General features: G+C 34.7%; 27 protein-coding genes and 1 pseudogene. 8 read left to right on the forward strand and 20 right to left on the reverse strand.

The genetic code is table 11. From position 1 onward, the window contains the following. Positions 1 to 89: 89 nt before the first annotated feature. Entirely contained in the window at positions 90 to 548 is a 459-nt protein-coding gene (locus tag AB1280_RS08345) for a spore coat protein (RefSeq protein WP_272190851.1), read from the reverse strand. A gap of 383 nt (positions 549 to 931) precedes the next feature. On the opposite strand from AB1280_RS08345, the gene AB1280_RS08350 reads away from it, so the two are divergent. Then, a complete protein-coding gene (locus tag AB1280_RS08350; protein ID WP_020060957.1) occupies positions 932 to 1,021 on the forward strand; it encodes a YjcZ family sporulation protein in 90 nt (29 codons plus the stop codon). A 162-nt stretch (positions 1,022 to 1,183) separates the two neighbouring features. On the opposite strand, the gene AB1280_RS08355 is transcribed toward AB1280_RS08350, so the two are convergent. From AB1280_RS08355 to AB1280_RS08390, 8 genes and pseudogenes are all read right to left on the reverse strand, one after another. Further along, positions 1,184 to 2,053 carry a TIGR03943 family putative permease subunit gene (locus tag AB1280_RS08355; protein ID WP_429755539.1) on the reverse strand — a complete coding sequence of 290 codons (870 nt, stop codon included), beginning with the start codon at positions 2,051 to 2,053 and terminating at the stop codon, positions 1,184 to 1,186. A gap of 3 nt (positions 2,054 to 2,056) precedes the next feature. Beyond that, entirely contained in the window at positions 2,057 to 2,953 is an 897-nt protein-coding gene (locus tag AB1280_RS08360; RefSeq protein ID WP_429755540.1) for a permease, read from the reverse strand. A gap of 211 nt (positions 2,954 to 3,164) precedes the next feature. Further along, the gene (locus AB1280_RS08365; protein WP_020060960.1) at positions 3,165 to 4,106 is read right to left on the reverse strand and encodes a magnesium transporter CorA family protein; all 942 of its coding nucleotides are present in this window, start codon (positions 4,104 to 4,106) and stop codon (positions 3,165 to 3,167) included. A gap of 187 nt (positions 4,107 to 4,293) precedes the next feature. Beyond that, entirely contained in the window at positions 4,294 to 5,673 is a 1,380-nt protein-coding gene (locus tag AB1280_RS08370; protein WP_429755541.1) for a putative polysaccharide biosynthesis protein, read from the reverse strand. 137 nt (positions 5,674 to 5,810) lie between these two features. Continuing rightward, positions 5,811 to 6,157 (reverse strand): annotated as a pseudogene (locus AB1280_RS08375) (zinc ribbon domain-containing protein); the annotation flags it as partial. 86 nt (positions 6,158 to 6,243) lie between these two features. Further along, a complete protein-coding gene (locus tag AB1280_RS08380; protein ID WP_035438143.1) occupies positions 6,244 to 6,846 on the reverse strand; it encodes a DedA family protein in 603 nt (200 codons plus the stop codon). A 233-nt stretch (positions 6,847 to 7,079) separates the two neighbouring features. Further along, positions 7,080 to 7,697 (reverse strand): NUDIX hydrolase, encoded by a 618-nt coding sequence (locus tag AB1280_RS08385; RefSeq protein WP_429755542.1) that lies wholly within the window; start codon positions 7,695 to 7,697, stop codon positions 7,080 to 7,082. An 81-nt stretch (positions 7,698 to 7,778) separates the two neighbouring features. After that, entirely contained in the window at positions 7,779 to 8,852 is a 1,074-nt protein-coding gene (locus tag AB1280_RS08390) for a CotH kinase family protein (RefSeq protein ID WP_272191507.1), read from the reverse strand. Positions 8,853 to 9,598: 746 nt separating this feature from the next. On the opposite strand from AB1280_RS08390, the gene AB1280_RS08395 reads away from it, so the two are divergent. Further along, complete coding sequence (locus tag AB1280_RS08395; RefSeq protein WP_429755544.1) at positions 9,599 to 10,264, forward strand: CotG/ExsB N-terminal domain-containing protein; 666 nt, start codon at positions 9,599 to 9,601, stop codon at positions 10,262 to 10,264. Between the two features lie 146 nt (positions 10,265 to 10,410). On the opposite strand, the gene AB1280_RS08400 is transcribed toward AB1280_RS08395, so the two are convergent. The 5 genes from AB1280_RS08400 to AB1280_RS08420 all read right to left on the reverse strand — a co-directional run bounded on the left by AB1280_RS08400 (position 10,411) and on the right by AB1280_RS08420 (position 14,576). Then, positions 10,411 to 11,028, reverse strand: coding sequence for a phosphoserine phosphatase 1 (locus tag AB1280_RS08400; protein WP_272191509.1), 618 nt, complete (start codon positions 11,026 to 11,028; stop codon positions 10,411 to 10,413). 14 nt (positions 11,029 to 11,042) lie between these two features. After that, positions 11,043 to 11,588, reverse strand: a complete 546-nt coding sequence (locus AB1280_RS08405) for a short-chain dehydrogenase (protein ID WP_429755545.1) — start codon at positions 11,586 to 11,588, stop codon at positions 11,043 to 11,045. A 22-nt stretch (positions 11,589 to 11,610) separates the two neighbouring features. Further along, entirely contained in the window at positions 11,611 to 12,027 is a 417-nt protein-coding gene (gene fosB, locus AB1280_RS08410; RefSeq protein ID WP_429755546.1) for a FosB/FosD family fosfomycin resistance bacillithiol transferase, read from the reverse strand. Positions 12,028 to 12,083: 56 nt separating this feature from the next. Continuing rightward, positions 12,084 to 13,742, reverse strand: a complete 1,659-nt coding sequence (locus tag AB1280_RS08415; RefSeq protein WP_429755547.1) for a peptide ABC transporter substrate-binding protein — start codon at positions 13,740 to 13,742, stop codon at positions 12,084 to 12,086. Between the two features lie 381 nt (positions 13,743 to 14,123). Next, positions 14,124 to 14,576 (reverse strand): methylated-DNA--[protein]-cysteine S-methyltransferase, encoded by a 453-nt coding sequence (locus tag AB1280_RS08420; protein WP_429755548.1) that lies wholly within the window; start codon positions 14,574 to 14,576, stop codon positions 14,124 to 14,126. A gap of 175 nt (positions 14,577 to 14,751) precedes the next feature. Here AB1280_RS08420 and namA point away from each other — a divergent pair, with 175 nt between their 5' ends. Next, positions 14,752 to 15,792: an NADPH dehydrogenase NamA gene (gene namA / locus AB1280_RS08425; protein WP_429755549.1), complete on the forward strand. Its 1,041-nt coding sequence runs from the start codon at positions 14,752 to 14,754 to the stop codon at positions 15,790 to 15,792. Between the two features lie 217 nt (positions 15,793 to 16,009). Here the strand turns inward: namA and AB1280_RS08430 are convergent, their stop codons facing one another. Further along, entirely contained in the window at positions 16,010 to 16,669 is a 660-nt protein-coding gene (locus AB1280_RS08430) for an oxidoreductase (protein ID WP_429755550.1), read from the reverse strand. Positions 16,670 to 16,738: 69 nt separating this feature from the next. Beyond that, positions 16,739 to 16,882, reverse strand: coding sequence for a hypothetical protein (locus tag AB1280_RS08435; protein ID WP_429755551.1), 144 nt, complete (start codon positions 16,880 to 16,882; stop codon positions 16,739 to 16,741). A gap of 273 nt (positions 16,883 to 17,155) precedes the next feature. Between AB1280_RS08435 and AB1280_RS08440 the strand changes: the two genes are divergently transcribed. Both AB1280_RS08440 and AB1280_RS08445 read left to right on the forward strand, forming a co-directional pair. Continuing rightward, on the forward strand, positions 17,156 to 18,094 hold the full coding sequence (locus AB1280_RS08440) for a metal ABC transporter substrate-binding protein (protein WP_429755552.1): 939 nt from the start codon (positions 17,156 to 17,158) through the stop codon (positions 18,092 to 18,094). A 144-nt stretch (positions 18,095 to 18,238) separates the two neighbouring features. Continuing rightward, entirely contained in the window at positions 18,239 to 18,709 is a 471-nt protein-coding gene (locus tag AB1280_RS08445) for a GNAT family N-acetyltransferase (RefSeq protein WP_429755553.1), read from the forward strand. A 36-nt stretch (positions 18,710 to 18,745) separates the two neighbouring features. Here AB1280_RS08445 and AB1280_RS08450 read toward each other — a convergent pair whose 3' ends face one another. Further along, positions 18,746 to 19,696 (reverse strand): CobW family GTP-binding protein, encoded by a 951-nt coding sequence (locus tag AB1280_RS08450; RefSeq protein WP_429755554.1) that lies wholly within the window; start codon positions 19,694 to 19,696, stop codon positions 18,746 to 18,748. Positions 19,697 to 19,877: 181 nt separating this feature from the next. Between AB1280_RS08450 and AB1280_RS08455 the strand changes: the two genes are divergently transcribed. Further along, positions 19,878 to 20,780, forward strand: coding sequence for an aldo/keto reductase (locus tag AB1280_RS08455; RefSeq protein ID WP_429755556.1), 903 nt, complete (start codon positions 19,878 to 19,880; stop codon positions 20,778 to 20,780). A gap of 38 nt (positions 20,781 to 20,818) precedes the next feature. On the opposite strand, the gene AB1280_RS08460 is transcribed toward AB1280_RS08455, so the two are convergent. After that, entirely contained in the window at positions 20,819 to 22,291 is a 1,473-nt protein-coding gene (locus tag AB1280_RS08460; protein ID WP_429757309.1) for a flavin monoamine oxidase family protein, read from the reverse strand. A gap of 181 nt (positions 22,292 to 22,472) precedes the next feature. On the opposite strand from AB1280_RS08460, the gene AB1280_RS08465 reads away from it, so the two are divergent. Continuing rightward, positions 22,473 to 22,664 carry a DUF3896 family protein gene (locus tag AB1280_RS08465; RefSeq protein ID WP_429755557.1) on the forward strand — a complete coding sequence of 64 codons (192 nt, stop codon included), beginning with the start codon at positions 22,473 to 22,475 and terminating at the stop codon, positions 22,662 to 22,664. Positions 22,665 to 23,039: 375 nt separating this feature from the next. On the opposite strand, the gene AB1280_RS08470 is transcribed toward AB1280_RS08465, so the two are convergent. Beyond that, entirely contained in the window at positions 23,040 to 24,113 is a 1,074-nt protein-coding gene (locus AB1280_RS08470) for an FUSC family protein (RefSeq protein WP_429755558.1), read from the reverse strand. A gap of 449 nt (positions 24,114 to 24,562) precedes the next feature. Here AB1280_RS08470 and AB1280_RS08475 point away from each other — a divergent pair, with 449 nt between their 5' ends. Continuing rightward, positions 24,563 to 24,979: a DUF1259 domain-containing protein gene (locus AB1280_RS08475; protein ID WP_272191524.1), complete on the forward strand. Its 417-nt coding sequence runs from the start codon at positions 24,563 to 24,565 to the stop codon at positions 24,977 to 24,979. Between the two features lie 174 nt (positions 24,980 to 25,153). Here the strand turns inward: AB1280_RS08475 and AB1280_RS08480 are convergent, their stop codons facing one another. Then, positions 25,154 to 26,419, reverse strand: a complete 1,266-nt coding sequence (locus AB1280_RS08480; RefSeq protein ID WP_429755559.1) for an MDR family MFS transporter — start codon at positions 26,417 to 26,419, stop codon at positions 25,154 to 25,156. Positions 26,420 to 26,461: the final 42 nt, after the last annotated feature.

The raw sequence follows: 26,461 nt of genomic DNA on the forward strand, positions 1-26,461 counted from the left end.
TCACGTTTTGTCTCTTGACGATATGGCGACTTAAAAGTTTTGAATTTTAACGAAATAATTACAAAAAGACAGCAATACAGCTGTCTTTTTCACCCATATTTCTCATCATCTATCATTGCTTGTATGCTATATTCTTTTTTCATCACATATTGCCATACACTGTAGGCATTTCGATTCATTTTCAAAAAACAACTTTCTAAAAAAGAGCGAAATTCTGGATTTGCTACTTGAATTGCTACTTGCGCATATTCAAGTGCTAACCGTTTTAAATATGAAATATACGAAAAGGCAATCTCTATATCACTTTTTTGTCCATTATAGTTCGTATGAATCATTTCCATTGATGATGAAACTGGATACTGGCAAATGATATGCTGCACATTTTCACCTTCTTGAAAGTTAATCTGTTCATTGTATGCCTGCAATAAGTATGGTAAATGTTGTTGTAGCAATTCCTTTAATTCATGATCCCGTACTTCTTTCATATATTCACCAATCACACATATTACTTCATAACTATAATCCATGAGATCTTCAATATGGTCCATTCAATATTTCCTCCTCTCTATTGATATGTATGCTCTAAATAGGACGACAGAACTTTTGTGAATCTTACAAAACTCCCCCTATACTTTTGTTTTCAAAAATTGTTTTATTTGCTGAAAATCCAAATACAAATCCATCTTCAATAAGAGTTAATTTCCCATAAAAAAAGCCATCTCAATGCTGCTATACTTCCGCTTTAAAACCCCGTAATGTATACAAGCCACTTAAATAACAAAACAACACTTTTATATCATCATTCTTATATGTTTCCTTCTACCTCTATCCCTATACAAAAAAAACGTCTTTATATGGCATATATCCCAATCACATCATTATAAAAGTGCATATTGTATTATGTACCTTAAAACAAAAGGAGGAAAAAACAATGGGCTTTGGAAGTCACGGCGGCGGGTTTGCGTTAGTTGTTGTATTATTTATCCTCTTAATTATTGTTGGTGCTGCTTGTTTTTGCTAACTAGCAATCCGCTCCATACAACTTTTATGTAGACAAAAAAACTATGAAAAAGAACATCTAATATTTAGATGTTCTTTTTCTATTTAGAATCATAAAGTAAAATTTAAAATAACTGGAATCTCTCTTATCTGTTTTACATTTATATAAAAAAAGCCGATTTTATCAATCGGCTCCTCGGTATACATATTGTTCTTTTGGAGATTCTACTGTGCTCCATTTATTAACTTCTAATACAGGGATATTTGCGTGAAACGGTTGATAAAACTCTGTTGAAATTGTTCCTTCAACTTGAATCCACTCATCATTCTTCCACTGTGCATCTTCTGGTTTCTTGACCAGCATCCCATACACACCTGAATCAGCAACACAGTGAATAATTCCAAAACGGAATACAAAGTATTGTTCTTTTTTAGAAGAATCATCACGGAATACAAACCCTTTAAAAGAAATGGTTTTACCCGTAAATTCGCCAGGATAGTTATAAACGACTTCCATCCCTTTCAAAAAGTCAGCATCGTTTAAAGCAATTTTTCCTTTTGTTGCGAATTGCTTCTTCTCTTTTTCCATGAGTTCCCGATAACCTTCTTGTGCATAGTAAATGCTCGTATCAGGTTTTAAAAACTGTCGATTCATAAACGGATCTTTACTTTCTGGCTGTGCAACTGGGAAATGAAACCCTTTTGCTTTTACAATATCAGAATCTAGTGTTGCAATTGGAAAAAAGAGCCCCGAAATAATTGGAAAACAAAATAGTGTGTACGCAATCGTACGTTTCCACCATGTATTCTCGTCTTTTGAATGATCATGACCACAGTGACTTGCATTACATCCACATTCATGATCATGATCATGTTTAACATGTTCTTTTTGAAATACAATAATCATTTGGATAACAGTTAAAAATCCTAAAATAATCGCTGCTGTTTTTGATAAATACGCATATTTCATATTGATATATTTCGTGATATCACCAGAAATATGAAGTTGTGCTAACAAAATTGTAAATCCAAGTAAAATATAAGCTCGAAACATCGATTACCACCCCATCATATAAATGAGTAGTGAGCTTGCATAAACAACAACTGTAATTAAAACAATAACAACAATAACAAATCGCGTTTTAAAATTCGCAAGCATCATAATCATATTTTTAATATCTACCATCGGTCCATATACAAGAAAAGCGACTAGAGCTGGTGTTGCAAATGTACTTTGGAATGAAGATGCAATAAACGCATCAGCTTCTGAACATAATGATAAAATAAAAGCAAGTCCCATCATAACAATTGGTGAAGAATACGGTCCTTGTCCAATCGTAAGGAGGGTAGAAGTCTTCACAAAAGTTTGTACGCTTGCCGCAATAAGCGCACCAATAATTAAAAATTTTCCCATTGAAAAAAATTCTTCAACAGCATGTGTACATACATCCCAAAATTTTTGACGAAATGGTCGATTATGATCTATCACTGGAAAATTAGTATTCCGTAGTTGATGATCTTTAAACATAAACGATAAGACAAGACCCACAATAACAGCGACAATAATAGCGACAATAGCGCGATACCAAACCATATGCATACTGCTACCAAACGCTACATATGTCGCAAATAAAACGACAGGATTAATAATTGGTCCAGTCAGCATGAAGGCAATCCCTGCATATGGTGGTACTCCTTTCCCAATAAGGCGCCTTACGATGGGAACAATTCCACATTCGCACCCTGGGAACATCATCCCTAGAAAAACTGCTAATAAGACAGACAGAATACGATTCTTTGGCATCCACTTTGCTACCATATCTTCTGTCACAAACATTTGAATGAATCCTGAAATAAATACACCAATTAATACAAATGGCAATGCTTCAATTAAAATTGAAATAAAAATCGTATTCATTTGCAGGAACGCTTTTGGTAAATGAAACATTTCCATGATGCATATCCCCCATCTTTTCATTAACAATATGTAATTGTAACTGTAATCCGTAGATTGAACAAGTAGTTATAAAAATTAACCTAAATGGTATATTATACATATTCCCTTTCGTCAATTCATGAACAGTAGTGTACAAAAATGCTAATTTATCAATAATTTAAAGCAAAAAAGCTGTTTTGGAAATGTTCCAAAACAGCTGAGTTTCATATTAAAAATAACGTTTTTTCCAAAAAACAAAGGCCATTAAGCAAGATAATATTGCCGATATAATCATAGCCATTAAAAAACCATGCGGATTTTCACTTAAAGGAACCGGAACATTCATCCCAAAAAAACTGGAAACCATTGTTGGTACTGATAATATGATAGTCATAGAAGTTAAAAACTTCATAACACTGTTTAAATTATTGGAAATGACAGAACTAAATGTATTCATCATACCACTTAAAATATGGCTATATATTTCGGCCATCTCAATCGCCTGCTTATTTTCAATTAATACATCCTCAAGTAAATCTTGATCATCTTCATACATTTTCAAAAATGTATTATTTCGCATTAATTTTTGAATCACAATCTTGTTTGCCTTTAAAGATGTCGTAAAGTACACTAAGCTTTTTTCAAGCCCTAATAACGTAAAAATCTCTTTATTTTTCATCGATTTATTGAGCTCATGCTCTAAATCCGTTGTTTTTCGATTAATCTGTTTTAAATAACGTAAATAATAAGTAGAAATCGTATATAAGAGTTGCAGTGCAAAGCGTGTCTTTTTAAAAGTATAAAATTCTTTAATACGCTGATTAATAAAACGCTCAAAAATCGGATTTTCTTCCAAACAAATTGTAACAAAACATTCCGGCATGACAATCATACCAATCGGAATCGTATCATACATTGAATTTCCTTCTTCGTCATGTCTAACTGTTGGAATATCGACGATAATTAAAGCATTATCATCTTCTTTTTCAATACGCGAACGTTCTTCATCATCCAAAGGGTCTTTAATGAAGTCCAGTTCAACATTTAATGTTTGAACTAAAAATTGAATTTCTTCCTCTGTCGGATGGAGTACATTAATCCAGCAGCCTTTCTGAATCTCCTCGATCTCTTGTAGTTTTCCGTTTCGGTCTGTTAAATAAATATTTAACATACTATCACCCCGATTCTTTTTACATGTAGGAACCAACCTCACTTTGAAATAACAGTCTATTTTAAACCGCCATTTTCAGCATATGAAACAAATGAAAAGATTTCAATAGAAAATTGTTTTGAAAACGCTTTTCTTCACAAATTATTAAAATAGAAAAAGACAGAGCATTCTCTGTCTTTTATAGACATTATGTTGCCTTTATAACATATTTAGAAAGTATCCACAAGTTAAACGAAACAGAAACAGTATAACCAACATATGTCGCAATAATAAAGCTAATATAATCAAATTGTGGAAGCAATACAATATTTAACACAATTTTTATCCCTATTCCTAAAAACAAACCAATTATCGTTTTTCGCTGTTGATTAATCCCTTGCAGCATAGCCGCTGTGACAGCAAAGAGCGAAAATAATATACAAGCCGGTGCATAATAGCGTAAAATCACACTTCCAAGCGCAGGATCATTTCCTGTCCCAAATAGTAATGTATATACTGGTTCAGCTAAAATCATCATTCCTAACGATGCTGGAATCGTTAGAAATACCACGAGCAAATTTGTTCTTGTAAAATGTTTATATAATAACTGTTCATTTTTGGCTATATACGCCTTTGTCATCTCAGGAACGAGTGACATACTAAAAGCTGTAGCAACCGAAACTGGAATTAACACTACCATTTGTACGAGCCCAATCACAGCATTTATTTTTTCCGCTTCCCGCTGTAAATATCCCATTTGCATTAATAACTTATTAATTGTAAATGTATCAATTGTTTGATACAAGGGAATTGCAAGACCAACGACAACAAATGGAATAGAGTATGCAAATAATTCTTTATACAATGCGAAAAATGATTTTGTTGTTTGCGGAACACTCATATGTTCTTTTTTCTTTAAATGACGTCTTCTCTTTAAGTAATAAGCAATTAATATTCCAAGTCCTGCTACAGCTCCTACAAAAGCACCAAACGTAGCAACACCAACCGCCACCGCTGTTGATCCTTTGTTTATATGAAGCACTGCAAAACTTCCGATTAAGATTGTTAACATGCGAAAAAACTGTTCCACTACTACACTTAAAGCAGACGGTCCCATCGATTGAAACCCTTGAAAAAACCCACGTAATAAGCTCATAGAAGGAACAATTAGTAAAGCAAAGCTTACAATTTGAATATTATATGTAACAGCTGTTACACTATTACCTGTTTGATCTCCGCTATCTATAACACCCTTTGCCAGATAGGGAGCTAAACAATATAACAATAAAAACGATATTACTCCCATACCTCCCATAAAAATAAGCCCGCTTTTTAATACTCGTTTCACCGTATAATAATCGTCTAATTCATTATATTTAGATACCATTTTGGAGACAGCTAAAGGAAGTCCCATCGTTGCGATACTAAGCATAATTGTATAAGGGCGGTAAGCATATGTATATAATACATATCCTCCCGTTCCAACCATCGCTGTAAAAGGAATAACATATATAAAACCTAACATTTTCGAAATCATAGTTGCCATTGTTAAAAAGAATGTTCCACGTAAAAACGGTGATCCTTTCATGAAACTCCTCCGCTATACTGTTTTACTACACAATATGGACAACTTTCTACTTTTAGAACTGATATAAGATGAAAACTCCCGGCAATTATCTTCTTCAGATCTTGCACGAGTAGAGTTGAAACAGCTGCCTGATGGCACAACCCCTCTATTCCATCGGCAAATGCCTTTGGAACTGCTTTTTTAAGATGTTATAAGAACCTTTCACATCTGCGTTCAGTAGTTTATTCTCTTTCGTATGATACAAGCCACGTTTAATACGATTTCCACTGAATACAGGAATGTCTTCCTCACCGTAAGTGGGAATCGCAACATTGTCTAGAAAGGATGCTTTGCTTGTATATGATTTTTCTAACACTTGTACAGGAATACCTTTTCGTTTTGCTTTATAGGTGATCATTTCAATGATTATATTCTGTGGGATATAGCAAAAGGATTGATTCTGTCGTTTTCCCATTCCACTGTTTTGTTTCCATGATGTATTTTTTCAATCACAATCAAAAAAATCTCGTGATGGAGTTTCCTTGCCAATTTTTCAATAAACAAAAAAAAGCCAATGAAAACTCATTGACTTTAACGAACTGTTTTTCTTTTTTTCAATAATTTCATACCTATGTATACAGCAATAAAAAGAATCGCCCCTGCGATGAAATAATGCGTGTAATCAGCAGCATATTCTTTAATATGACGCCAATTCCCACCAAGTTTTTCACCTAAATAAATGAACAGGATAGACCATGGAATAATCGCGAGTACTGTATATACTGTAAATCGTTGCAATGACATTTTAGCTAGTCCTGCTGGAATCGATATTGCATGACGTACAAATGGGATAAAGCGCGCAGAGAAAATTACGCCTGCACCATATCGATTAAACCACTCTTCTGCTACATCTAAATGTTTCTTATTAATCAATATATATTTACCATATTTTTCAACAAATGGACGTCCGCCGTAATATCCAAGCCAATACAAGAAAATTTGTGCTAACGTTCCACCAATCGTCCCGGCAATTACTGCCCCAACGAAATTAATTTCTCCCTTAGCAACTAAATAACCCGCGTAAGATAATACAATTTCACTCGGTATAATTTCGATCATAAGTCCTAGCGCAATTCCGGAATAGCCTAGACTTATAAAAAATTGTAGTAACTGCTCAACCAAATTTGCTAACATTCTTCATTATCTCCTTTTTTCTACGCACACACACTTTCTTATTATTTCATAAAAATCTATCCTTGCCAATATGCTACTACTTTATAGTATAAAATTATGCAATAATAAAAAAAACATACTTACCATTTCTATTTTGAAAGGAGAAAGTGCACGATGGAATATAGATTACTAGAAATTATTCCAAAAAACAAGCAAGTTATAAAAAATTTACTAATTCTTCACAAAGAAATTTTTCAATCAACCAATCTTTCTTTATTCGGATTTTTCATATAAGCAAACATTTGCCGAACTTGCCATTCTGTGTTTCTTCCTATCGATAGTTCCGGCAATTCTTCTTCTCCAAAAAAGCGAACATCTTCTGTTTCAATACCGATTTTTCTTTCACCGCCTACTATTTCACAGCTTATAAATATTTTGTATACATCAATTGCAGAAGGTGATGGTTGATGTTTCTGTTTATCAAAGATAGAAAGCAAACGAAAATTTTCTACTTTGTAACCAGTCTCTTCTAAAACTTCTTTTCGCGCAACTTCCGTAGGTGTATATCCAATATCAGCCCATCCACCTGGAAGTGCCCATTTCCTATCACTTTTTTCTTTTACAAAAAGTAACCTACCTTCTTGAAACACGACCGCTCGAATATCCACTTTCGGAGTTTGATAACCCGTTTCACTTGCAAATAAACGCTCGACTACTTCCCAATCCGTTTTTGTATAATGTGACATCATTTCAATCGATAATTTCCGAAGCTCATGAAAACGTTCTATATCATATACATCTTTTGAATATGCTAATCCGGCCTGCGCAATTGCCTGTATTTGTTTTACCCATTCAATCCATTTTATCCCCATTATTTTCCTCCTCATTTAATATTACACTTATTATATAACAAAAAAAGAGATTGATCTTTCAATCCTCTTTTTTTCTTATCTTCATAATTCATCTAAATGCTCTCGTATAAATTCACGACGCTTTTCTATATATTGAAAAATCAAATTCGGCTCACTATCAAATTTATCTATTTTCGATTTCACATATGGATCTTGCAAAATATATGGACGAAGTTCCTCATGTATTCCTTCTACTTTCGGTTTTATATATTCTACTGTAAATTGATGAGAAAGTATATCTTCCAAAATTTCTCTATATTGCTTTCTAAAGATTTTAACATCAAGTAATCTAGCACTTAATGTATTAAACCCTTGAATACGAGTGTAATCATGCCCCATCTTTCGCCCTTGGACATCGCGCCCCCATGTTGCATCATAATCCCATGGAATCATTTCAAACAACTTTGTTTCTCCATTATGATAAAGTGCATAATTGTGCACAAATCCATCAAAGTTTTGCGTACATACAATACCTGCTAACCACCGTAAATATTTATCAACATCAACATATTTTACGATTTCTTTTTCATATGCTGCTCTTGAAATTGTATTCAATTGATAAATAAATTCACTAATAGCTTCTTCACTGTGTTCATTCCCATATTTCAATTCATACCCTGAGAATAATTTCGTTTTTATATCTTTATCTAACTCGCTTACTAATGAAAAATTAGCATCATCATCGATTGCATAATAAATCGAACCATTTGGTAAATTTCGTCTCCGCAAAAAATTTTCATCTACCGATTCTAATTGTAAATAAACTCCTTCAAATCGATTATTGACCTTTACAAGTACGTGTTGCGCTTTTGGCGATAACGTACCAATGTCTGAAAAAAAATCCATTGATAACTTATTCCGTATTAAAGATGGGTCGTTGAATTCCGAATTTAAATGCAGTTCTTGCACACCTTGAAAAAATTTTGGTTTATAAAACATCACATGATATGATTTTTTCTTCAATTTCCGAATATGTGAACCACGATATGCGATATCAATATCATACTTTCTTTTATCATATGTTAACTTAGCTGGAACAGGATCATCAGACCAAACATCTTTTCGTAACTCTACAATATACATTGGGTGAATAAAAAAATCATAAGAAGGTATCATTTTCTCCCTTCCCTTCTCTTTCATCTACAATCAATGTATGCTTTTCCTTTCTTCATTGCCACATCCACTATATATTCATTTTTATTAGTTATTAACACTTCTTTTTTACTTTCTTCATAAAGTATTAGTACAAAGAGGAATTCCTTTTCAAACTATTGAATTAAAGAGGATTTCTTTATGGGCCATAATATTCAAAAAACTGTTGAAGAAGTAACAGCTACTGGAATGGAAGACTTTTTATGTCAATAACCAAATCCCTACAAGCATAAATTGAAACTTCCATCAGTGGAGAGTTTTTTCATCTCTGATGGAAAGCTCACACCAATCGGGCTTTTACGGGCCGTTATCCCCCACATATCTTCTTTAGAAAAGCGGAAGCGGCTCGCTCAGAATCGCAGGATGCCCGCGCCAAAGGCAGAGAGGTGCTTTTTGCCTCGTCCGAGGGGGCGAAACGACCGGAGATTCTAGCCGCTAGAGCTGGACAACGCTTCTCCCTGAATCTTGAGGTGGCGGTCTTACTGCCCGTTAATACGGGATAAATCAGACAAATATTCTTGATGCCCGAAAAATCTGGATATTAATCCCTATAAACTAACTGCCTATCACAGTCTGTTTTTTTAGGATATACCACCATTTTCAAAAAAGAACAAACACAATACATCAGCTTGACATACTTTATTAATAGAAAGTTCATTATTCAATAAATAGATGAAATTGCATATTTTCACCAAGGAGGCTTTTCATAAATGTATACAAAAGACGACATTCAAAAAGCAGTGGAAGAGGTAAAAGGGGCTGGAATGGAAACATTTCTAAACCAAGAACCTACATCCAACTATAAACGTTCTCGCTCTCGTTGTTCTGATCGCTCTCGTTCTTGCCGTTCCGATCGCTCCCGTTCTTGCCGTTCCGATCGCTCCCGTTCTTGCCGTTCTGATCGCTCTCGTTCTTGCCGTTCTGATCGCTCTCGTTCTTGCCGTTCTGATCGCTCTCGTTCTTGCCGTTCTCGCTCTCGTTCTTGCCGTTCTCGTTCTCACCGTTCTTGCCGTTCTCGTTCTCACCGTTCTTGCCGTTCTCGTTCTCACCGTTCTTGCCGTTCTCGTTCTCACCGTTCTTGCCGTTCTCGTTCTCACCGTTCTTGCCGTTCTCGTTCTCACCGTTCTTGCCGTTCTCGTTCTCACCGTTCCGGTCGCTCTCGTTCTTGTCGTTCCCGTCGCTCTCGTTCTTGTCGTTCCCGTCGCTCTCGTTCTTGTCGTTCCCGTCGCTCTCGTTCTTGTCGTTCCCGTCGCTCTCGTTCTTGTCGTTCCCGTCGCTCTCGTTCTTGTCGTTCCCGTCGCTCTCGTTCTTGTCGTTCCGGTCGTTCTCGTTCTTGTCGTTCCGGTCGTTCTCGTTCTTGTCGTTCCCGTCGCTAATATAATATATAATTTAATCCTGCTCTATAACATACAAAAAATATTCTTCGCATTTTCAAAAATGCAAATAGACCGCTTTAAGCGGTCTATTTATCTATTAAAACAAATTAATTGTTCATAGAATATAATTTTTCCTTTATAATCATTTACACCTCTTCAAAATGCGCAATATCAGCAAATAAGTGAATTGTACTTTCTCCCGCTTTAACTTCAACCATACTTAAACTTGCGCTATGCATAAACGGACCATTCCATATGTTTTCAATAAGGCGTTGTTCGAAGTGCCCCATCATAAGTAAGGAAGTAATCGCATGGGATACAAGTAAAACACTTTCACCTTCATGTTTTTTAAGTATGTATTCAAGTCCCTTTAACACCCGTATTCTCGCATCATAAAAACTTTCTCCTGATTTTGTTTCATATTGATGTGGTGCATTCCAAAATAAATCAAACTCTTTCGGATATTTCTCCTGTAATTCAACCTGAGTATGTCCTTCCCAAACTCCCATATCAATTTCATATAAATGTTCATCTGCTACAATTGGAATATCTCTATCTCCTTTAATTAACTGAGCTGTATGCATCGCTCTTCCACTTGGACTGCTGTAAATCACTTCAAGCGGTATATCTTTCATGCGTTTCCCTAATTGTTTTGCTTGTAGTATTCCAGTTTCCGTTAAATTTGAATTTTTTCTACCTTGCATTCTTTTTTCTACATTCCATTCTGTTTCCCCGTGACGCGTAATATATACCATTGTTTTCACCATCATCTTCTCCTTCACCAACTCGGTCTAGCATTCCATGGTTCTAATGTTCCGACAATCCATTCCCGTTGTTTATGTTGAAGTCCATCTATAACACCACTCGCAATCTCATCATGTGTTAACCATCTGGAACATTTTTCTTCTACCATAAAACCTAATATAATTCGATAATATGTACATAAAGAAGAGCATCTTACTTCCCCCCCTGATTTGTAAGCACTGCTTCCAAGTATATGAAACAATTCCCATTCTTTCGAAAATACTCCAATCTCCTCACTAATGATTTGCAATGCATCTTCAGCCGTTGAATGAATCCAAGCAACTACAAGCGTAACTGGTCCATTTTTATGAATCGAACTTTTAATATTGGCACGCAACTCATCACTATTATGATAATCAACTGCTAAACACGTAACACTTTCAGGAGCATGACATGAATTTTGTATCTCATTTAGACGTTTTACATTTCGACCGATTACAGAAGTATGGTACCCTTGCTCAATAAACCACTTTGACACTTTCTGTAACATTCCAGTGCCACCAACAACAAGTACATGCATCCCCCTCTCCCCCTTTCAATATTTAGTAAAACAACATATGCGTTTTGGTTTCTTTATAATATTGTATTCTCTCTTGTAGCGTTCCTGTATGAAATTCAAATTTATGTCCATCTGGGTCTGTAAAATAAACAGAATGGCAATCTCGTACATCACGCTCTCTTCCTTGTAAAATATGTACGTTATTCAATTCTAGACGATGTATTAAAGCTGTAAAATCTTCTTTCTCTATCGAAAATGCAATATGTGTATACGATTGATAAATTTCATTTCTTGGAATATCCTTTTCTTCATTTAAGGCAATCCACATCCCACACAAATCAAAATAAGCAAGTTTTCTACCTTTTACAAGTAGCTTTCCTTCCAACACTTGTTCGTAGAATTGTATTGATTTCTCTAAGTTTGAAACAGAGAAGCAAATATGATTCATTCCTTTTATCATTGTCATTATCTCCTCACAGAAAAAAAGATGCGCAATATTCACGCATCTTTATCGTACTATTTTTTTGTAATATATGTCCATTTATAAGTAGAATCTCCTCCAAATGTATGCCTAGCTATTCCTTTTACTTTAGATTTCTCAAGAAAAGCAATGCCCTGCTGATAAACCGGAGAAATGGCTTCATCATCAAATAAAATTTTCTCTGCTTCAGAAAGAGCCTTCCACCGTGCTTTTTCATCAGTTAACAACTCACCTTTTGCTTTTGCAACTAGTTCATCATATTTCTTATTAGAATATGCCATTTCGTTAAATGTACTATCTGTAGTAAACATATCAATAAATGTCATTGGATCTGGATAATCCGGACTCCATGCTGATAAAGAGAACTCATATTCTAATTTCTTTTCTAAATCTAACTTTTGTTTAAACGGCTGCTGTTTAATATTCACTTTCAAACCAGGTAAGTTTTTCTCTAACTCTGATTTAATGTATTCCCCAACTTTTTTCAAGTTATCTTTATCATAGTTCAACATTTCAACTGTAATTGTATCTTGACCTAACTCTTTTTTCGCTTCTTCCCATAGTTTTGTCGCTTTTGCTGCATTATCTTTACCTTCATGAAAGTTTTTATTTGTTTCACGGAAGTCTTTTCCATCCGGTCCTTTTGTAAACTTTTGTGGTACTAAGTAATATGCAGGTAATGATCCGTCGTTTAAAATTACATTTGCAATTCCCTTTTTATCATATGCTAAATTAATAGCCTCACGCACTTTTTTATTTGCAAAAATCTGTTTTTTCTGATTAAAACGAATGAAATACATACGTGGATCTAATTCCGATTTAAATTCTTCACTTTTCTTATATTTATCAACAAATTCCGAACTTAAAATGACTCGATCTACTTCGTTGCTATCATACAAATTTACAGCTGTTGATGTTTCCTTTACGACACTTACATTAATTTCCTCTAACTTCACATTACCTTTATCCCAATAGTTCGGATTTTTCTTTAACTGATAACTTCGTTCATGCTTCCACTCACTCATCTCAAATGGTCCGTTATATAATAACTTATCTGCTTCTAATGCGTATTTGTCACCTTGTTCTTTTACAAATTTTTCATTCAATGGGAAAAATGTTGGGAATGTTGTAAGCTCTAGAAAATATGGTGTTGGTTTCTCTAACTCAACCACTAATGTTTTATCATCTTTTGCCGTAACACCAAGTTGGTCAAGTGGTAATTCTCCTTTATTAATTTTCTCAGCATTTTTAACATCGAACAAAATAAACGCATATTCTGATGCTGTCGCTTTATCAACAGCACGACGCCAAGCAAACACAAAGTCTTGTGCTTTTACAGGCTCCCCATTCGACCACTTTGCATCACGTAAATGAAATGTGTATGTTTTCTTATCCTCACTAATTTTCATATCTTTAGCCATACCAGATGTTGGTTTGTTATCTTTATCTAAGCGGTATAATCCTTCCATTGCGTTTACAAATGCCCGAAATGATACACCATCAGTTGACTTTGACGTATCCATAGAAGGAATTTCTGCTGTTTCTAGTAAATTTAATACTTGTTTATCAGCAAGCGCTGCATTTCCTTCTTTTCCCTTTTCAGTTATTGATGATTTTTCCCCATTTCCACACCCTGCAACTAACACACTCGTAGAAAGTGCAAGTGCTGTAATAAGTGAAACCTTCTTCTTCATAGACCATTTCCCCTCTTTCTCTTTATAACAACTAAAAATAAAACCAAATACTCTTGAATAGTATTATACATAATTTTCTGATAATTTCAAATACTATCTTTTAAAAAATTAAAAAGTGACACACGTCACTTTTTCACTACCTTATCATCTACATAACTCTATTTTAATGTTTTGGCATATCATTCACTGCTATGCAGAATACAACATGACCTGTACTCGCTTTCTCTCTTTACTTTATACCTCTCATATGGTAAGAAAAGTCCCTGACCGCTTCTATACACGGCCAGCTGCTCTCGTCTCCCTTAAAAAAAAAGAGGTTTTATGTCATTTTCTTAATTTATATATATAATTCAACTAAATTGTTTCATTTGAAATATTCCATTATCTTAAAAAACCTTCATGCTTTAATAACCATTCTTTCCGCCAAAGTCCACCCTCATAACCTACTAACTTCCCGCTCTTCCCAATAATTCGGTGACAAGGCACAATAATCGAAATAGGATTTCTACTATTCGCTCCGCCGATTGCTCGTACAGCCCTTGGATTGCCGATTTTCTCTGCCATATCAAGATAAGAAGCACTTTTTCCATACGGAACACTGCAAAGTGCATTCCATACTTGTTTTTGAAAAGGAGTTCCCTTCGCTCGTAGCGGGACAGTAAATTCCGTTCGCTTCTTATGAAAATATTCATCTAGCTCCATTACACATCGTTCAACAATTGGATGAAGAATATCTTCTTGTTTTTGTTCTACAAATAATACAGAGGAAATGCCAGTCTCATCCCCTTTTACTTCAATCCATCCAAGTTCACTTTTGTAATATGCTTGATACATGAAAAATACTCCACCTCTCTTCATATTCACTAAACATAGACTCATCATAACATTTCTTTAAGCATTTTGTTATGGAAAAAGGGTGCAAGGTGCTACAATAAAATGGCACTCCCATTAGTTAAGAAATGATACTTGGGTATATGTTCATTTAAGAAAATAAAGGAGGATTTTTATTGTGAACAGTCAATTATTTTCACCGTATACAATAAAAGATGTTACACTAAAAAATCGAATTGTTATGTCACCTATGTGTATGTACTCCTCTGAAAACGAAGACGGAAAAATAACGAGTTTCCATCTCGTCCACTACGCATCACGTGCAGCTGGTCAAGTTGGACTTGTTATGTTAGAGGCTACAGCCATAACACCAGAAGGACGCATTTCCCATAAAGATTTAGGTATTTGGGATAATGAGCATATAAATGGCCTACATCAAGTTGTCAATTTGATTCATGAACACGGAGCAAAAGCTGCTATTCAAATTGCACATGCCGGTAGAAAAGCTGTTCTTGATTCAGACCCTATTGCACCATCAGCTCTTCCTTTTGATTCCTCTATGAAAATCCCAGTACAAATGAGCAAAGAACAAATACAAGAAACCATCATAGCCTTTCAAAATGGAGCTACACGTGCCCAAAAGGCTGGATTTGATATTATTGAATTACACGGAGCACATGGTTATTTAATTAATGAATTTTTATCTCCGCTCACAAATCATCGTACAGATGAGTACGGTGGATCTTGTGAAAATCGCTATCGTTTTTTACGCGAAATCATTGATGCGGTTAAAGAAGTTTGGACTGGACCATTATTTGTTCGTATTTCCGCTCATGATTATCATCCAGAAGGTTTAACTGTAGAAGACTATGTAACGTTTGCACAGTGGATGAAAGAACAAGGTGTTAACCTCATTGATTGTAGTTCGGGAGCTGTTGTACCAGCACATATCGATGTGTACCCTAGTTATCAAGTACCCTATGCAAAACATATAAAAGAACATGCTTCTATTGCTACAGGTACTGTTGGCCTTATTACAAGCGGCATACAGGCAGAAGAAATTTTACAACAAGGAGCTGCTGACTTAATTTTTGTCGGCCGTGAACTATTACGAAACCCTTACTTTCCAAGAACAGCAGCGAATGAGCTTGGTTTTGAATTGGCTGAGCCACTTCAATATAGCCGTGCTCCAGGAAAACTAAAAAATACATCTAAATAAAGAAACTGCCCAAAATAGTATCTTTGAGCAGTTTCTTTATTTTATATAAGCAATATTTTCATCACTTTTATCCCGCATTAACGGGCAGTAATACTCCCACCTCAAAATTCAGCGAAAGCAAAAAAGTTAGTTGGGAGATAAACTGCCCATAAAAGCCCGATTGGTGAAGGCTAATAAGCAGTGGGGATGAAGCCCCCCCACTGCTTAAAGTTTCACTTTATTTCATCTCAGCAATTTCCGAAGATTCATGTATATGAACCCCAGACTCTTCTCGCAGCGCTGTCACATACATTCCTTTTGCTACTTGCTCTGCTAAAATTGGCTTATATTTTGAAAAAGACCCCTTAAATAAAAACGGCATAATTCCCGAAATTTTTTCTCCCATTCTTTCTCCAAAACGAAACTCATCTCGCTCTCCAAGTAAAAGAGAGGGTCTAAAAATATGAATGCCTCCTATGACTAGCTTTTTAATATCTTCTTCCATCTGTCCTTTTACTTGCGAGTAGAAAAATAGCGACCTCGGATTTGCCCCTAACGAAGAAATAACAAGAAAGTTTTGTACCCCTTGTTCTTCAGCTACACGAGCTGCTCGTAATGTATAATCATAATCAACCTTTTTAAAATTTTCTTTCGTCCTTGCTTTTTTAATTGTCGTACCAAGACAATTAAACACATCATCTACAGCAAAAAACTCTTTATATTGTTCCAAAATCGAAAAATCTACCTGCTTTTGTTGGAGCTTTTCATGTTCCCAGTCTAGTGATCTTCTCACAAAAATTGTAACTGATTCATAATAATCCGAATCAAGCAGTAGCTGTATCACTTCTTGTCCAACTAGACCACTTGCTCCAAGTACTAAGGCTGTTCTTGTTTTCATCCTTTTCCATACCTCTTTATCTTCTAATCTCTTTCTCTATCATAAGCAAGCAGTATGCAAGCGCTTTGTTTACTCTTTTTCTTCTTTTGGTGCCTCAGTAATTGTACTTGTATCGCCTAAATTTCGAATAAGTCCTTTTAAAAAAAACAGCACACATGATAATGGAAATATAACAGCCAATATTAATAAAATCGCTTCACTCACATATCCCATTCGCTCATCTCCTTCTCTGCACCCTCTATCACACTATATGAAGCGACTAGCAGGATATATGCAAAAACAAAAAAAATAAGCCATAGCATTGTGACAATTTTAGAACAAATCATAAATCGTAATCATTATTATTTATTGCAACATCGTCAAAGATGTATTATACTAAACCAGGAGCATAAAGCGTAATTATTACGTTTTACAACAAAAGAAGTTATTCTTTCTTTTATTATGGAGAAAATATTTTTTAGAAAGTAAAGAAACGAGGCAAACAAAATGAAGAAAAGATCAATTATATTTTCATTCGTACTAATGTTTACCCTTATATTTGCTGGATGTTCAAACAAAGATAATACAACAAATAAAAAAAATGGTAAACTGTCCGTCTATACAACTATTTTTCCTTTAGCGGACTTCGCCAAAAAAATCGGTGGTGATTATGTAGAAGTAACGGCTATTTATCCACCAGGTGCAGATTCCCATACGTATGAGCCAAGTCAAAAACAAACTGTACAAGTTGCCAAAGCTGATTTATTTGTGTATAACGGAGCTGGATTAGAAGCATTTGCTGAAAAAATGGAAAAAACATTAAAAAATGAAAATGTTAAAGTTGTAAATGCATCAAAAGATATTCAACTACGAGCTTCAACTGAAGACGAACACGAGGAAGATCATAAAAATGAACATCATCATGATAAAGATCCTCACGTTTGGCTAGATCCAACACTTGCAATGAAACAAGCTGAAACAATTAAAAATGCACTTATTGAACTACAACCAGAACATAAAGCAGAATTCGAAAAAAACTTTGCTGCACTGCAAGCAAAATTCACAAGTTTAGATAATCAATTTAAAGAAGTTGTTGATCATGCAAAAACGAAAGAAATATTAGTTTCTCATGCAGCGTACGGATATTGGGAACAACGTTACGGTTTAAAACAAATTCCAGTTGCAGGTATTTCTGCTTCTGATGAACCATCCCAAAAAACACTAGCTTCTATCACAACAACAGCAAAAGAGCATGGATTAAAATATATTTTATTTGAAACCTTCTCTACACCAAAAGTAGCAGAAGTTATTCAAAAAGAAACAGGAACGAAAATTTTACGCTTAAATCATCTTGCAACTATCTCCGATGATGATGCGAAAAAAAATAAAGACTACTTTACACTTATGGAAGAGAACATTAACACTTTAAAAGAAGCAACAAATTAATATAATGATTCATTTCTGACCGCTGAAAAATGTTTCTGCGGTCTTTTCTTATGCCACCTCTTTCCAGATTGCCTTGACTTACAAAAATTGCATAGTAAAATTATCCATAGTGGTTTTATAGTTATAAGAAAGTGAGATGAAACTATGAATCTTCACATTTGTGAAGTAACAGCAACGAATTGGCGTTCAATAGCTGCCTTAGACGTAACAGCGGAGCAACGACAATTTATTGAAAGTAATACATTTTCTTTAGCCGAATCATTATATGAAGGAAATGCAACATCACTAGCTTTGTATGATAGCAAAACACTTGTTGGATACGCAATGTATGGATGGTATTCCGAAAAAAATGAAAGTATATGGTTAGACCGATTTATGATTGATCACAACTTTCAAGGAAACGGCTACGCGAAACGTTTTCTCCGTTTATTAATTTCATATTTACAACAAAAATATCAATGCAAAAAGATTTATTTAAGTCTTCATCCTAACAACAAATTAGCTATGAAACTATATGAATCGTTTGGCTTTCATTTAACTGGTGATATTGACGATGCAGGTCCTGTTGTTGGCGTTGTGATGGAGTTACTTCTAGATAAAGTAAAACTTACATAAGGTAAAATAAAATAAGCCTGCAAATGCAGGCTTATTTTATTTTATACATTCTTGAAAATGTTGTTGAAACCATTCTTTATTTAAATTTTTACCAATGAAAACAATCTCACTGACCCGCTTTTCCCCTTCTTGCCACTCTCTGTCATATGTAGCCGCAAATAATGTATGTACGCCTTGGAACACAACGCGGCGATTTACTCCTTCAATATATAATATACCTTTATAACGATACAAATACTCTCCTAATTCTTGTACAACAGCTGACATCCATTCATTGATTTTTTGCAGATCAAGAGGACGCTCTTCTCTTAATACAAAGGACTTTACCCCTTCTAAATGATGCTGTTCTTTATGCGGATAAATTTCTAACTTGTCACGCGTTTTAAATGTTTGTATATCTAGTAATGAAGAGATATCTACTTCACAATTTGTTGTTGGAATTAATTGTGCAGTTGGATTGATCCCTTGTAATTCAATGAGTAAATTCTCCTTTTCTTCCTGCTCTACTAAATCTAATTTATTTACTAAAACCATGTCAGCAAAAGCAATTTGTTCCTTTGCTTCTAACCCTTTTTCAAAGTGTTTCTGTATATGATAGCTATCTACTACGGTTACTACACCATTAATTTGATATGCAGACTGAATAATAGGATCTAAAAAGAATGTTTGAATAATAGGGCCCGGATTTGCGAGCCCAGTGGTTTCAATTATTAAACCTTCGAAATCCATTTTCCCTTCCGCTTTTACTTCTAATAAATGCTTTAATGCGACAAGCAAATCTTCACGTACTGTACAACATAAACAGCCGTTTGTCATTTCCATAATCTCTTCTTCTACATTCATAATCAATTGATTATCGATACCAATTTGCCCAATTTCATTTACAATAACCGCAAGCTTCTTACCATGTTCTTCAGATAAAATGCGATTTAATAAGGTTGTTTTGCCTGATCCGAGAAACCCGGTTAATATTGTTACTGGAATCACAATTCTACATCTCCTTGTTATATATCTAATTACATAATTATATCATAGGTTGTCTTTTTATTTTTTGAATATAGAACATAATAGTTGTAGGCATGTCTACACAAATATATAATAATGGTTAATAAGAAAACCTTTTCATACCGAATCGGTTCATACACATCAACAAGGGGGACCTACATAAATGGAACGAATTCAAATGGCCCAAAACCTAGAGTTTTCCCGAATTATTCAAGGATTTTGGCGTTTAGCAGAATGGAATATGACAGATCAGGAATTACTTTCTTTCATTGAATCATGCATGGAGATGGGCATTACAACGTTTGACCATGCTGATATTTACGGAGATTATACATGTGAAACTTTATTTGGAAAAGCACTTCAATTAAAACCGAGTTTACGTGACAACATGCAAATCGTTACAAAATGTGGAATCGCTCCCCCATCACCTAAATTTCCAGAGCGCTACGTCGCTCACTATAATACAAGTACTGAACATATTTTAAAAAGTGCCGAACAATCACTACAAAACCTAAATACTGACCATATTGATGTATTGCTCATTCATCGCCCTGATCCATTTATGGATCCAGCAGAAGTTGCAGAAGCTTTTTCTCGTTTGAAGCAAGAAGGAAAGGTACGACACTTTGGTGTATCAAACTTTCTGCCTTCCCAATTCAATATGTTAAGTTCGTATTTAGATTTTCCACTCATTACAAATCAAATCGAAGTCTCTGTTATGCAACTTGAGCATTTCGAAAACGGTACGATTGAACAATGCCAAGAAAAGCGAATTCCTCCGATGATTTGGTCTCCTCTTGCTGGCGGTGAAATTTTCAAAGGAGAAAGTGAGCACACACTTCGTTTACGTCACACACTAGAGAAAATTGCTGCTGATTTTGACGTTACTGGCATTGATTCGATTACGTATGCTTGGCTACTTGCTCATCCAGCTAATATGCTTCCGATTGTTGGCTCTGGTAAACTAGAACGTGTCAAAACAGCTGTTAAAGCAACAAAACTAACATTGGATCGTCAGCAATGGTTTACCATCTTTGAAAGCTCAAACGGTCATCCTGTTCCATAAGTACACAAAAGGACATGAAATTCATTCTCATGTCCTTTTCACATCTGTAATTGATTAATTTCTGCTGCACTTCGAATTCCTGATTCAATTGCCCCTTGTATCCACCCATGATACAACGTAGTATGTTCACCTGCAAAATATATTCTCCCTTCTGGTTTCACAATGTGAGGTTGTAATTCTGATTCTTGGGTTGCCTGAAAGATTGCAAATCCTCCTAATGCGTACGGATCTAATGTCCAGCTCATCGATAAACCAGAAATAAATTCATCATACACTTGATTTCCAAGTATTGTCCCTAAATTTTGCAACGTATAATAAATACGATCACTTTCAGATAAACCATCCCAAAGTAATGAATCATACGACCACGTATAACTCCCCAATACCATTCCAGGCCCTTTTGTACCTATTCCATAACTTGGATAATACGAATAACGAATAGGCAAATCGGTAATGATGCGTCCACCACGTTGACCTTGTTCTTCCCAAAAACGACGTTTAAATTGAATGCCTATTTTCGTCGCAGCCATGTAATGTAACTCTCGAATCGCTTTCCACTTTTCATGAGAAACAGAATCATACGGATCTATTACAACAAATCTCATTGTTGTAAACGGAATGGTGACAATGACAATATCCCCTGTAATACTGCTATATTCGAATGATTTTTCATTACGACAATATGCTGTAACTCCTTTTTCGTGCTGCACTAGTTTCATTAATTTTTGTTGAAAGATAATATCATCTTTCAATTGTGGTAAAAAAGACTTTGGCAACGCGTCGTTACCACCTTCAATTTCATAAAACCCTGTGGATTGTTGTAAAATATATATAAAACGCAATGTTTCTACAAAAGACCTTTCTAAAAATCCTTCTAAATCAAGAAGTACCCCTATCATTTCTACAGCAGCTGGTGAAAAAGGCACCTTATATTGATGAGGATAATCCTTTAAAAACTCTGCTGTAGAATACCGCCCAAAATCTTTCTCTACAATACTCCAATTGTTTTCTGGATCTCTTTTAATAAAATCAAGAATTGGTTGTATCGCTAACATCAACAACTCTTCTGATGATTTTCCTTCTTCATTCACTGCAACTGGATAGCGTAAAATGCTTGGGTTTTTCTCATATTGTTTCAATGCTGTTTTACGACCATTTGCATATATAATATCCGTTTCATTTCGATTAATAAATGGATTTAGCTTCAAACCAAACTTCTTACTATATGCAAGTGTTAGTTCATGTGAATAAGGAATCCGCATGGCTCCAACATCTAGATATAAGCCTGTTTCTGGCATTCTCATCGTATAAATACGCCCACCAATTCGATTATTTGCTTCTAATAGTTTTACACGATGGCCAGCAGCCTTTAATAATGATCCAGCCACTAATCCAGCCATGCCCGCTCCAATAATAACAATACTTTTCGGTACTGTAGTTTTTGATAAGCCATTGTTAATAATAGATACCATCTCATTTGTTGTAAGACGGGATTGCAAACTCAACCGCATCATCCCCACCCCTACTCATCAGCACAAATTCATAGTTCAATGCATTGTATTCAAAGAAAGAAGGTATCATACTTTTATTTTCTGAATCTTCATAAAAACTTCAAAGAGATTTGCACTTTTTTCTGTTATTTGTTCGTATAATAAAAATGAAGATAGAAAATGTAAGAAAGGGGATGGGAATATGAAACGCTCTTACAACTATCATGAGATCAAAAAACAATTAGAAAATCAAAAATCCCAGCTATGCAAACAATTAACAGATGTGAAATTAACAGAAAGTGAACGTAATGAAATTAAGAGAATGGTTGATAATTACGAATATATTCTTACTTTAGTTGAAATGAATCATTTTGAAAGAGGAATTTCTCATTAAAACGGATGCACAAATTATTAAGGCATAAAAATTCCATCAGTTGGGTATTTCTTCTTCTCCCACTGATGGAAAGCTCCTTCTTCATTCCTCTCTACATCCTTATGCAGATCTTACTGCCCACAAATAGTGAGTAAACAAACATTTGTATATTTTTACATAAAGCATAAAAAAGGAAAAGGCCTCATCTTTGATGAAGCCTACTATATAAGTCCATTCGAATTTTCCGACATATAAGTCACTGCTATGCAGAATACAACATGATCGCTACTTACTTCCTCCCTTTGTTTTAGTGGCAGGAAAAGGAACTTACCGCATCTATGCACGGCCAGATGCTCTCTTCCTCCCTTAAAAAGAAAGAGGTTTTTATTTCGTTTTTTAATTTGTATTTATATAGTTATTACTATTATCCTTTTTTAACTCCTGAATTAATTTAAGCGTATCATTATACAAACTTAATTGATATCTATAGGGTTCTATTTCTGGTGAAATATTGACTTGTACAGAAATAGAAGATAAATCCAATAAGTCTAAACTAAAATGAAAGCCCTTAGAGTTTGGATGATTCTCTGAACTCCCATTGAGTTGCTTTTCTATGTATTTCCCCAACATTTGCAATTGAATAGTCCATTGTTGTTGATCAGCTTTTGAAATAAACTCTGTTTGGGACCAATCACTGAATGTGTTTAATATACTTGAAATATAAATATATCCTGTCTTTAACTGTGTGAGAAGTTGTTCGTTTTGTTTTAAAACTTGTTTTTTATTTTTCGTAAATGGATTTAATTTCAAACTTTTTTCTGCCATCTTAAAATCTTTTTGCACTTGATGTAGTTCCTGAAGTAGGATTGTTATATTCTTTCTTAAATGTTGTTCTGTAACAAGGTCACAGTTCGTATTCACCCAAATAGCTGTCTGTTCAAACAACTGTACAAGATGGAAACCAAATTGATTCAACGTTAAACGAGCTTCTTTCACATAATTAGGTGGAAAAATCACCATATGAATAATAATGGCGATAAGCGCACCGATGATCGTATCTCTAATTCGATCTGACACATAATAATTCGTTTTATGTACAAAGACAAACACTAGTAAAATGGTTAAAGCCACTTGATGTATGATTGTTTTATGCACCCTAAATATAACCGGAAGCACCATTCCGCCTAACAGTAATAATCCTATCGTCCATCCGCTCACTTCTAAATGACTGATAATAGAAACAGAAACAGTAATTCCAAAAATCGTACCGATAATTCTGTAAAAAGCATATACGGCAGAATGCTGGACAGTTTCTTGCATAGAAAGAATAACAGTTAATGGTGCCAAATAAGGGTGCTTTGATCCTAACATTTTTGCTATTTCCCATGATACTCCTGAAGCTAAAGCTATTTTGGTAATAAGTATTAATCCTTTTAGTAACCCTTTTTTTTGTTTACCCGTTTTTTTCATAAAAACTCCCTTGTACACAGAATAATCTTACATACATTTTTAATATGTTACAGTTATCCACTCCTATATTTACCATATAGATAATTACAGAATCTGATTTATCATAGATATCACTATTACCCCTGCCCTGTTCTATGCTTTTTATGTCCTCATTATCATATAGCTTTATCTTTTCCAACTGTTGACCTTCGAATAACATATAACTATATAAAAGCAAAATAAGTGCGAATGGATCTTATACATTAACTTTTCTTTATGAATTCCAATGTATGTATCATTCTTTTTCCCAATTCTAAAACAGACAATTTATGCATATAGTGATAAAAACATTCTAATTTTGGAGTGTTAATTAGAAAAAAGGTGAAGAACAAAACAGCGGCTAGCAAATATAGTAATACCTTTATTTTTTGTAGAAATTCCCATTCCATTTAATAGAGGGGGATACATTTATGAACAATTTTAACTTTCTTTGCGAACAATTTGCTACAATTCTGAAAGGGAAAAGTAAAATCAATCACAGTTCTTGCTCGGTATCTTTCCATCGTAATATCAAGGTACTCGTTCAAGGAAAACCGAGTATGTCCGTAATACCTGTGGGAGTAGGATTTGAATCTTTGGATCAAAATGGTAATGCTTTAAATTTAGCTGAAATTGCTGTTTTGCAAGAAGAAATCCCCTCATTTATACGATCCATCACACAACAAGGAATTATTGTTAGTGCCTTGCATAATCATTGGTTATATATGAATCCATTAATTATGTATATTCATGTTCAATCCGTAGAGCCGCCATTAAATTTCGCAAAAAAATTAGCAAATTCTTTTGCGGCCCTTAGTAGCTATCCAATTGCTGATAACGGGAGTTAACCCGAAGTTTAAGTTCCTACTCAGATACGGAACCTCTTGATAAAAAATACATACTTTTAGTAACTGAACATATAATTCCTTTCAGATAACAAACGAGATATAGTATAAATGATAAATGCCCTCTCACAGAAAGAGGACATTTATCATTTATACTTATTTTCATAATTACTCGCCTTACTCATTCATCACTTTTTTCGCATGAACGTTTTTGCCTTGTAACAATTGGAACATCACAAAATATAAAAATGCACTTAAAAACGCAAGTACTGCAATGATGTAAAATGTGTATCGATAACCTATCCACGCTGTTAAAGGAATCGCAATTGGCGCAATTGTTCGGCCGACAGACCAACGAAGTGTTGCCGCCGCAAAATATTGTCCTCGCATATGTTCAGGTGCTAATTTAGAAACGAAACTATTTTGAATTCCAACAACTAATAACTCTCCGAACGTGAAAATGAGCATAGCAAAAATAAGGCCCCAGACTGATACAGTGTGTGGAAAAATTACCATCGCTATTCCGTATGTAAGAGATGACAACAAAAAGACCGTTCGCTCAGAAAAGTAATTTGCTAATCTCGTTACATAGACAGTAAATAAAGCAACCAAAAATCCATTTTCCGCAATAATCCAACTAAACAATTTCTCACCATTTATCATCAGATTAAAAAACTCTTGCGTAGGTACATTTTCTTTTATGTATACGGCTAACAGTAGATCAAGCTGGGTAAAAGTTTGAGCAACAAGAATACCTGCAACAATGAACAACAGAAAGACACCATCTTGAAAAATAATCCGATAATTCTTTATCTGTTCATTCATAACAGTAAGCCATCCGCTTTGCTTTTCTACTTTTGTTATATTCTCTGGTAACGTCTCTTTTATAAACTTAAGTAATACAAAGGCTAATATAAAATTAATAATAACGCTCGCCAGTAACAATTCAAAACGATATGAAAAAAAGAAAAACGCTCCTAAAATCGGTCCCAACACAACATTAATATTTATCATTGTATAAAAAACCGCAAATACTTTACTTTGCTGCTCTTCGGGTACTAAATCTGCAACCATTGCTGCACTCGCTGGATAATATAAAGAACCCATAATACCAATTAGAGAAAAAGCTGCAAATGTTAAGAGCGGTGATTGCAACCATGGTGAATTGGCAAAAGCAAATAGTACAAAGGCAGCACTTTGTACAAATGTAGCAATCACCATCATGCGCTTACGGCCATAAGTATCCGCTAAATAGCCGCCTACTAAATTGGCAAAAACAGATAATACTTGCGACAATACAAGTAATATTCCAGCCGTTGTTTTCCCTAGTTCTTCCGCAAAATATATCGCCATAAACGGAAGAAGCATCCAAAAGAAAAGTCCGAAGAGCCATTCTCCTACTAGACGAATCTTTAAATTTAAATCCCAGTTTTTTAGAATCATGAAGTTTCCTCTTCTCTACACCTTCCGCATGATGCTTACAAT

Origin of the sequence: Bacillus sp. S10(2024) (assembly GCF_050473865.1) — a bacterium.
GTDB lineage: Bacteria > Bacillota > Bacilli > Bacillales > Bacillaceae_G > Bacillus_A.

Bases quoted from the DNA above. Each gene is read 5' to 3' on its own strand.
- AB1280_RS08345 (WP_272190851.1), bottom strand. From the start codon at position 548: ATGGACCATATTGAAGATCTCATGGATTATAGTTATGAAGTAATATGT.
- AB1280_RS08350 (WP_020060957.1), top strand. From the start codon at position 932: ATGGGCTTTGGAAGTCACGGCGGCGGGTTTGCGTTAGTTGTTGTATTA.
- AB1280_RS08355 (WP_429755539.1), bottom strand. From the start codon at position 2,053: ATGTTTCGAGCTTATATTTTACTTGGATTTACAATTTTGTTAGCACAA.
- AB1280_RS08360 (WP_429755540.1), bottom strand. From the start codon at position 2,953: ATGGAAATGTTTCATTTACCAAAAGCGTTCCTGCAAATGAATACGATT.
- AB1280_RS08365 (WP_020060960.1), bottom strand. From the start codon at position 4,106: ATGTTAAATATTTATTTAACAGACCGAAACGGAAAACTACAAGAGATC.
- AB1280_RS08370 (WP_429755541.1), bottom strand. From the start codon at position 5,673: ATGAAAGGATCACCGTTTTTACGTGGAACATTCTTTTTAACAATGGCA.
- AB1280_RS08380 (WP_035438143.1), bottom strand. From the start codon at position 6,846: ATGTTAGCAAATTTGGTTGAGCAGTTACTACAATTTTTTATAAGTCTA.
- AB1280_RS08385 (WP_429755542.1), bottom strand. From the start codon at position 7,697: ATGGGGATAAAATGGATTGAATGGGTAAAACAAATACAGGCAATTGCG.
- AB1280_RS08390 (WP_272191507.1), bottom strand. From the start codon at position 8,852: ATGATACCTTCTTATGATTTTTTTATTCACCCAATGTATATTGTAGAG.
- AB1280_RS08395 (WP_429755544.1), top strand. From the start codon at position 9,599: ATGTATACAAAAGACGACATTCAAAAAGCAGTGGAAGAGGTAAAAGGG.
- AB1280_RS08405 (WP_429755545.1), bottom strand. From the start codon at position 11,588: ATGCATGTACTTGTTGTTGGTGGCACTGGAATGTTACAGAAAGTGTCA.
- fosB (WP_429755546.1), bottom strand. From the start codon at position 12,027: ATGATAAAAGGAATGAATCATATTTGCTTCTCTGTTTCAAACTTAGAG.
- AB1280_RS08415 (WP_429755547.1), bottom strand. From the start codon at position 13,742: ATGAAGAAGAAGGTTTCACTTATTACAGCACTTGCACTTTCTACGAGT.
- AB1280_RS08420 (WP_429755548.1), bottom strand. From the start codon at position 14,576: ATGTATCAAGCATATTACAAAAGTGAACTTGGATGGATTGAAGTAAAA.
- AB1280_RS08430 (WP_429755550.1), bottom strand. From the start codon at position 16,669: ATGAAAACAAGAACAGCCTTAGTACTTGGAGCAAGTGGTCTAGTTGGA.
- AB1280_RS08435 (WP_429755551.1), bottom strand. From the start codon at position 16,882: ATGGGATATGTGAGTGAAGCGATTTTATTAATATTGGCTGTTATATTT.
- AB1280_RS08440 (WP_429755552.1), top strand. From the start codon at position 17,156: ATGAAGAAAAGATCAATTATATTTTCATTCGTACTAATGTTTACCCTT.
- AB1280_RS08445 (WP_429755553.1), top strand. From the start codon at position 18,239: ATGAATCTTCACATTTGTGAAGTAACAGCAACGAATTGGCGTTCAATA.
- AB1280_RS08455 (WP_429755556.1), top strand. From the start codon at position 19,878: ATGGAACGAATTCAAATGGCCCAAAACCTAGAGTTTTCCCGAATTATT.
- AB1280_RS08460 (WP_429757309.1), bottom strand. From the start codon at position 22,291: ATGCGGTTGAGTTTGCAATCCCGTCTTACAACAAATGAGATGGTATCT.
- AB1280_RS08465 (WP_429755557.1), top strand. From the start codon at position 22,473: ATGAAACGCTCTTACAACTATCATGAGATCAAAAAACAATTAGAAAAT.
- AB1280_RS08470 (WP_429755558.1), bottom strand. From the start codon at position 24,113: ATGAAAAAAACGGGTAAACAAAAAAAAGGGTTACTAAAAGGATTAATA.
- AB1280_RS08475 (WP_272191524.1), top strand. From the start codon at position 24,563: ATGAACAATTTTAACTTTCTTTGCGAACAATTTGCTACAATTCTGAAA.
- AB1280_RS08480 (WP_429755559.1), bottom strand. From the start codon at position 26,419: ATGATTCTAAAAAACTGGGATTTAAATTTAAAGATTCGTCTAGTAGGA.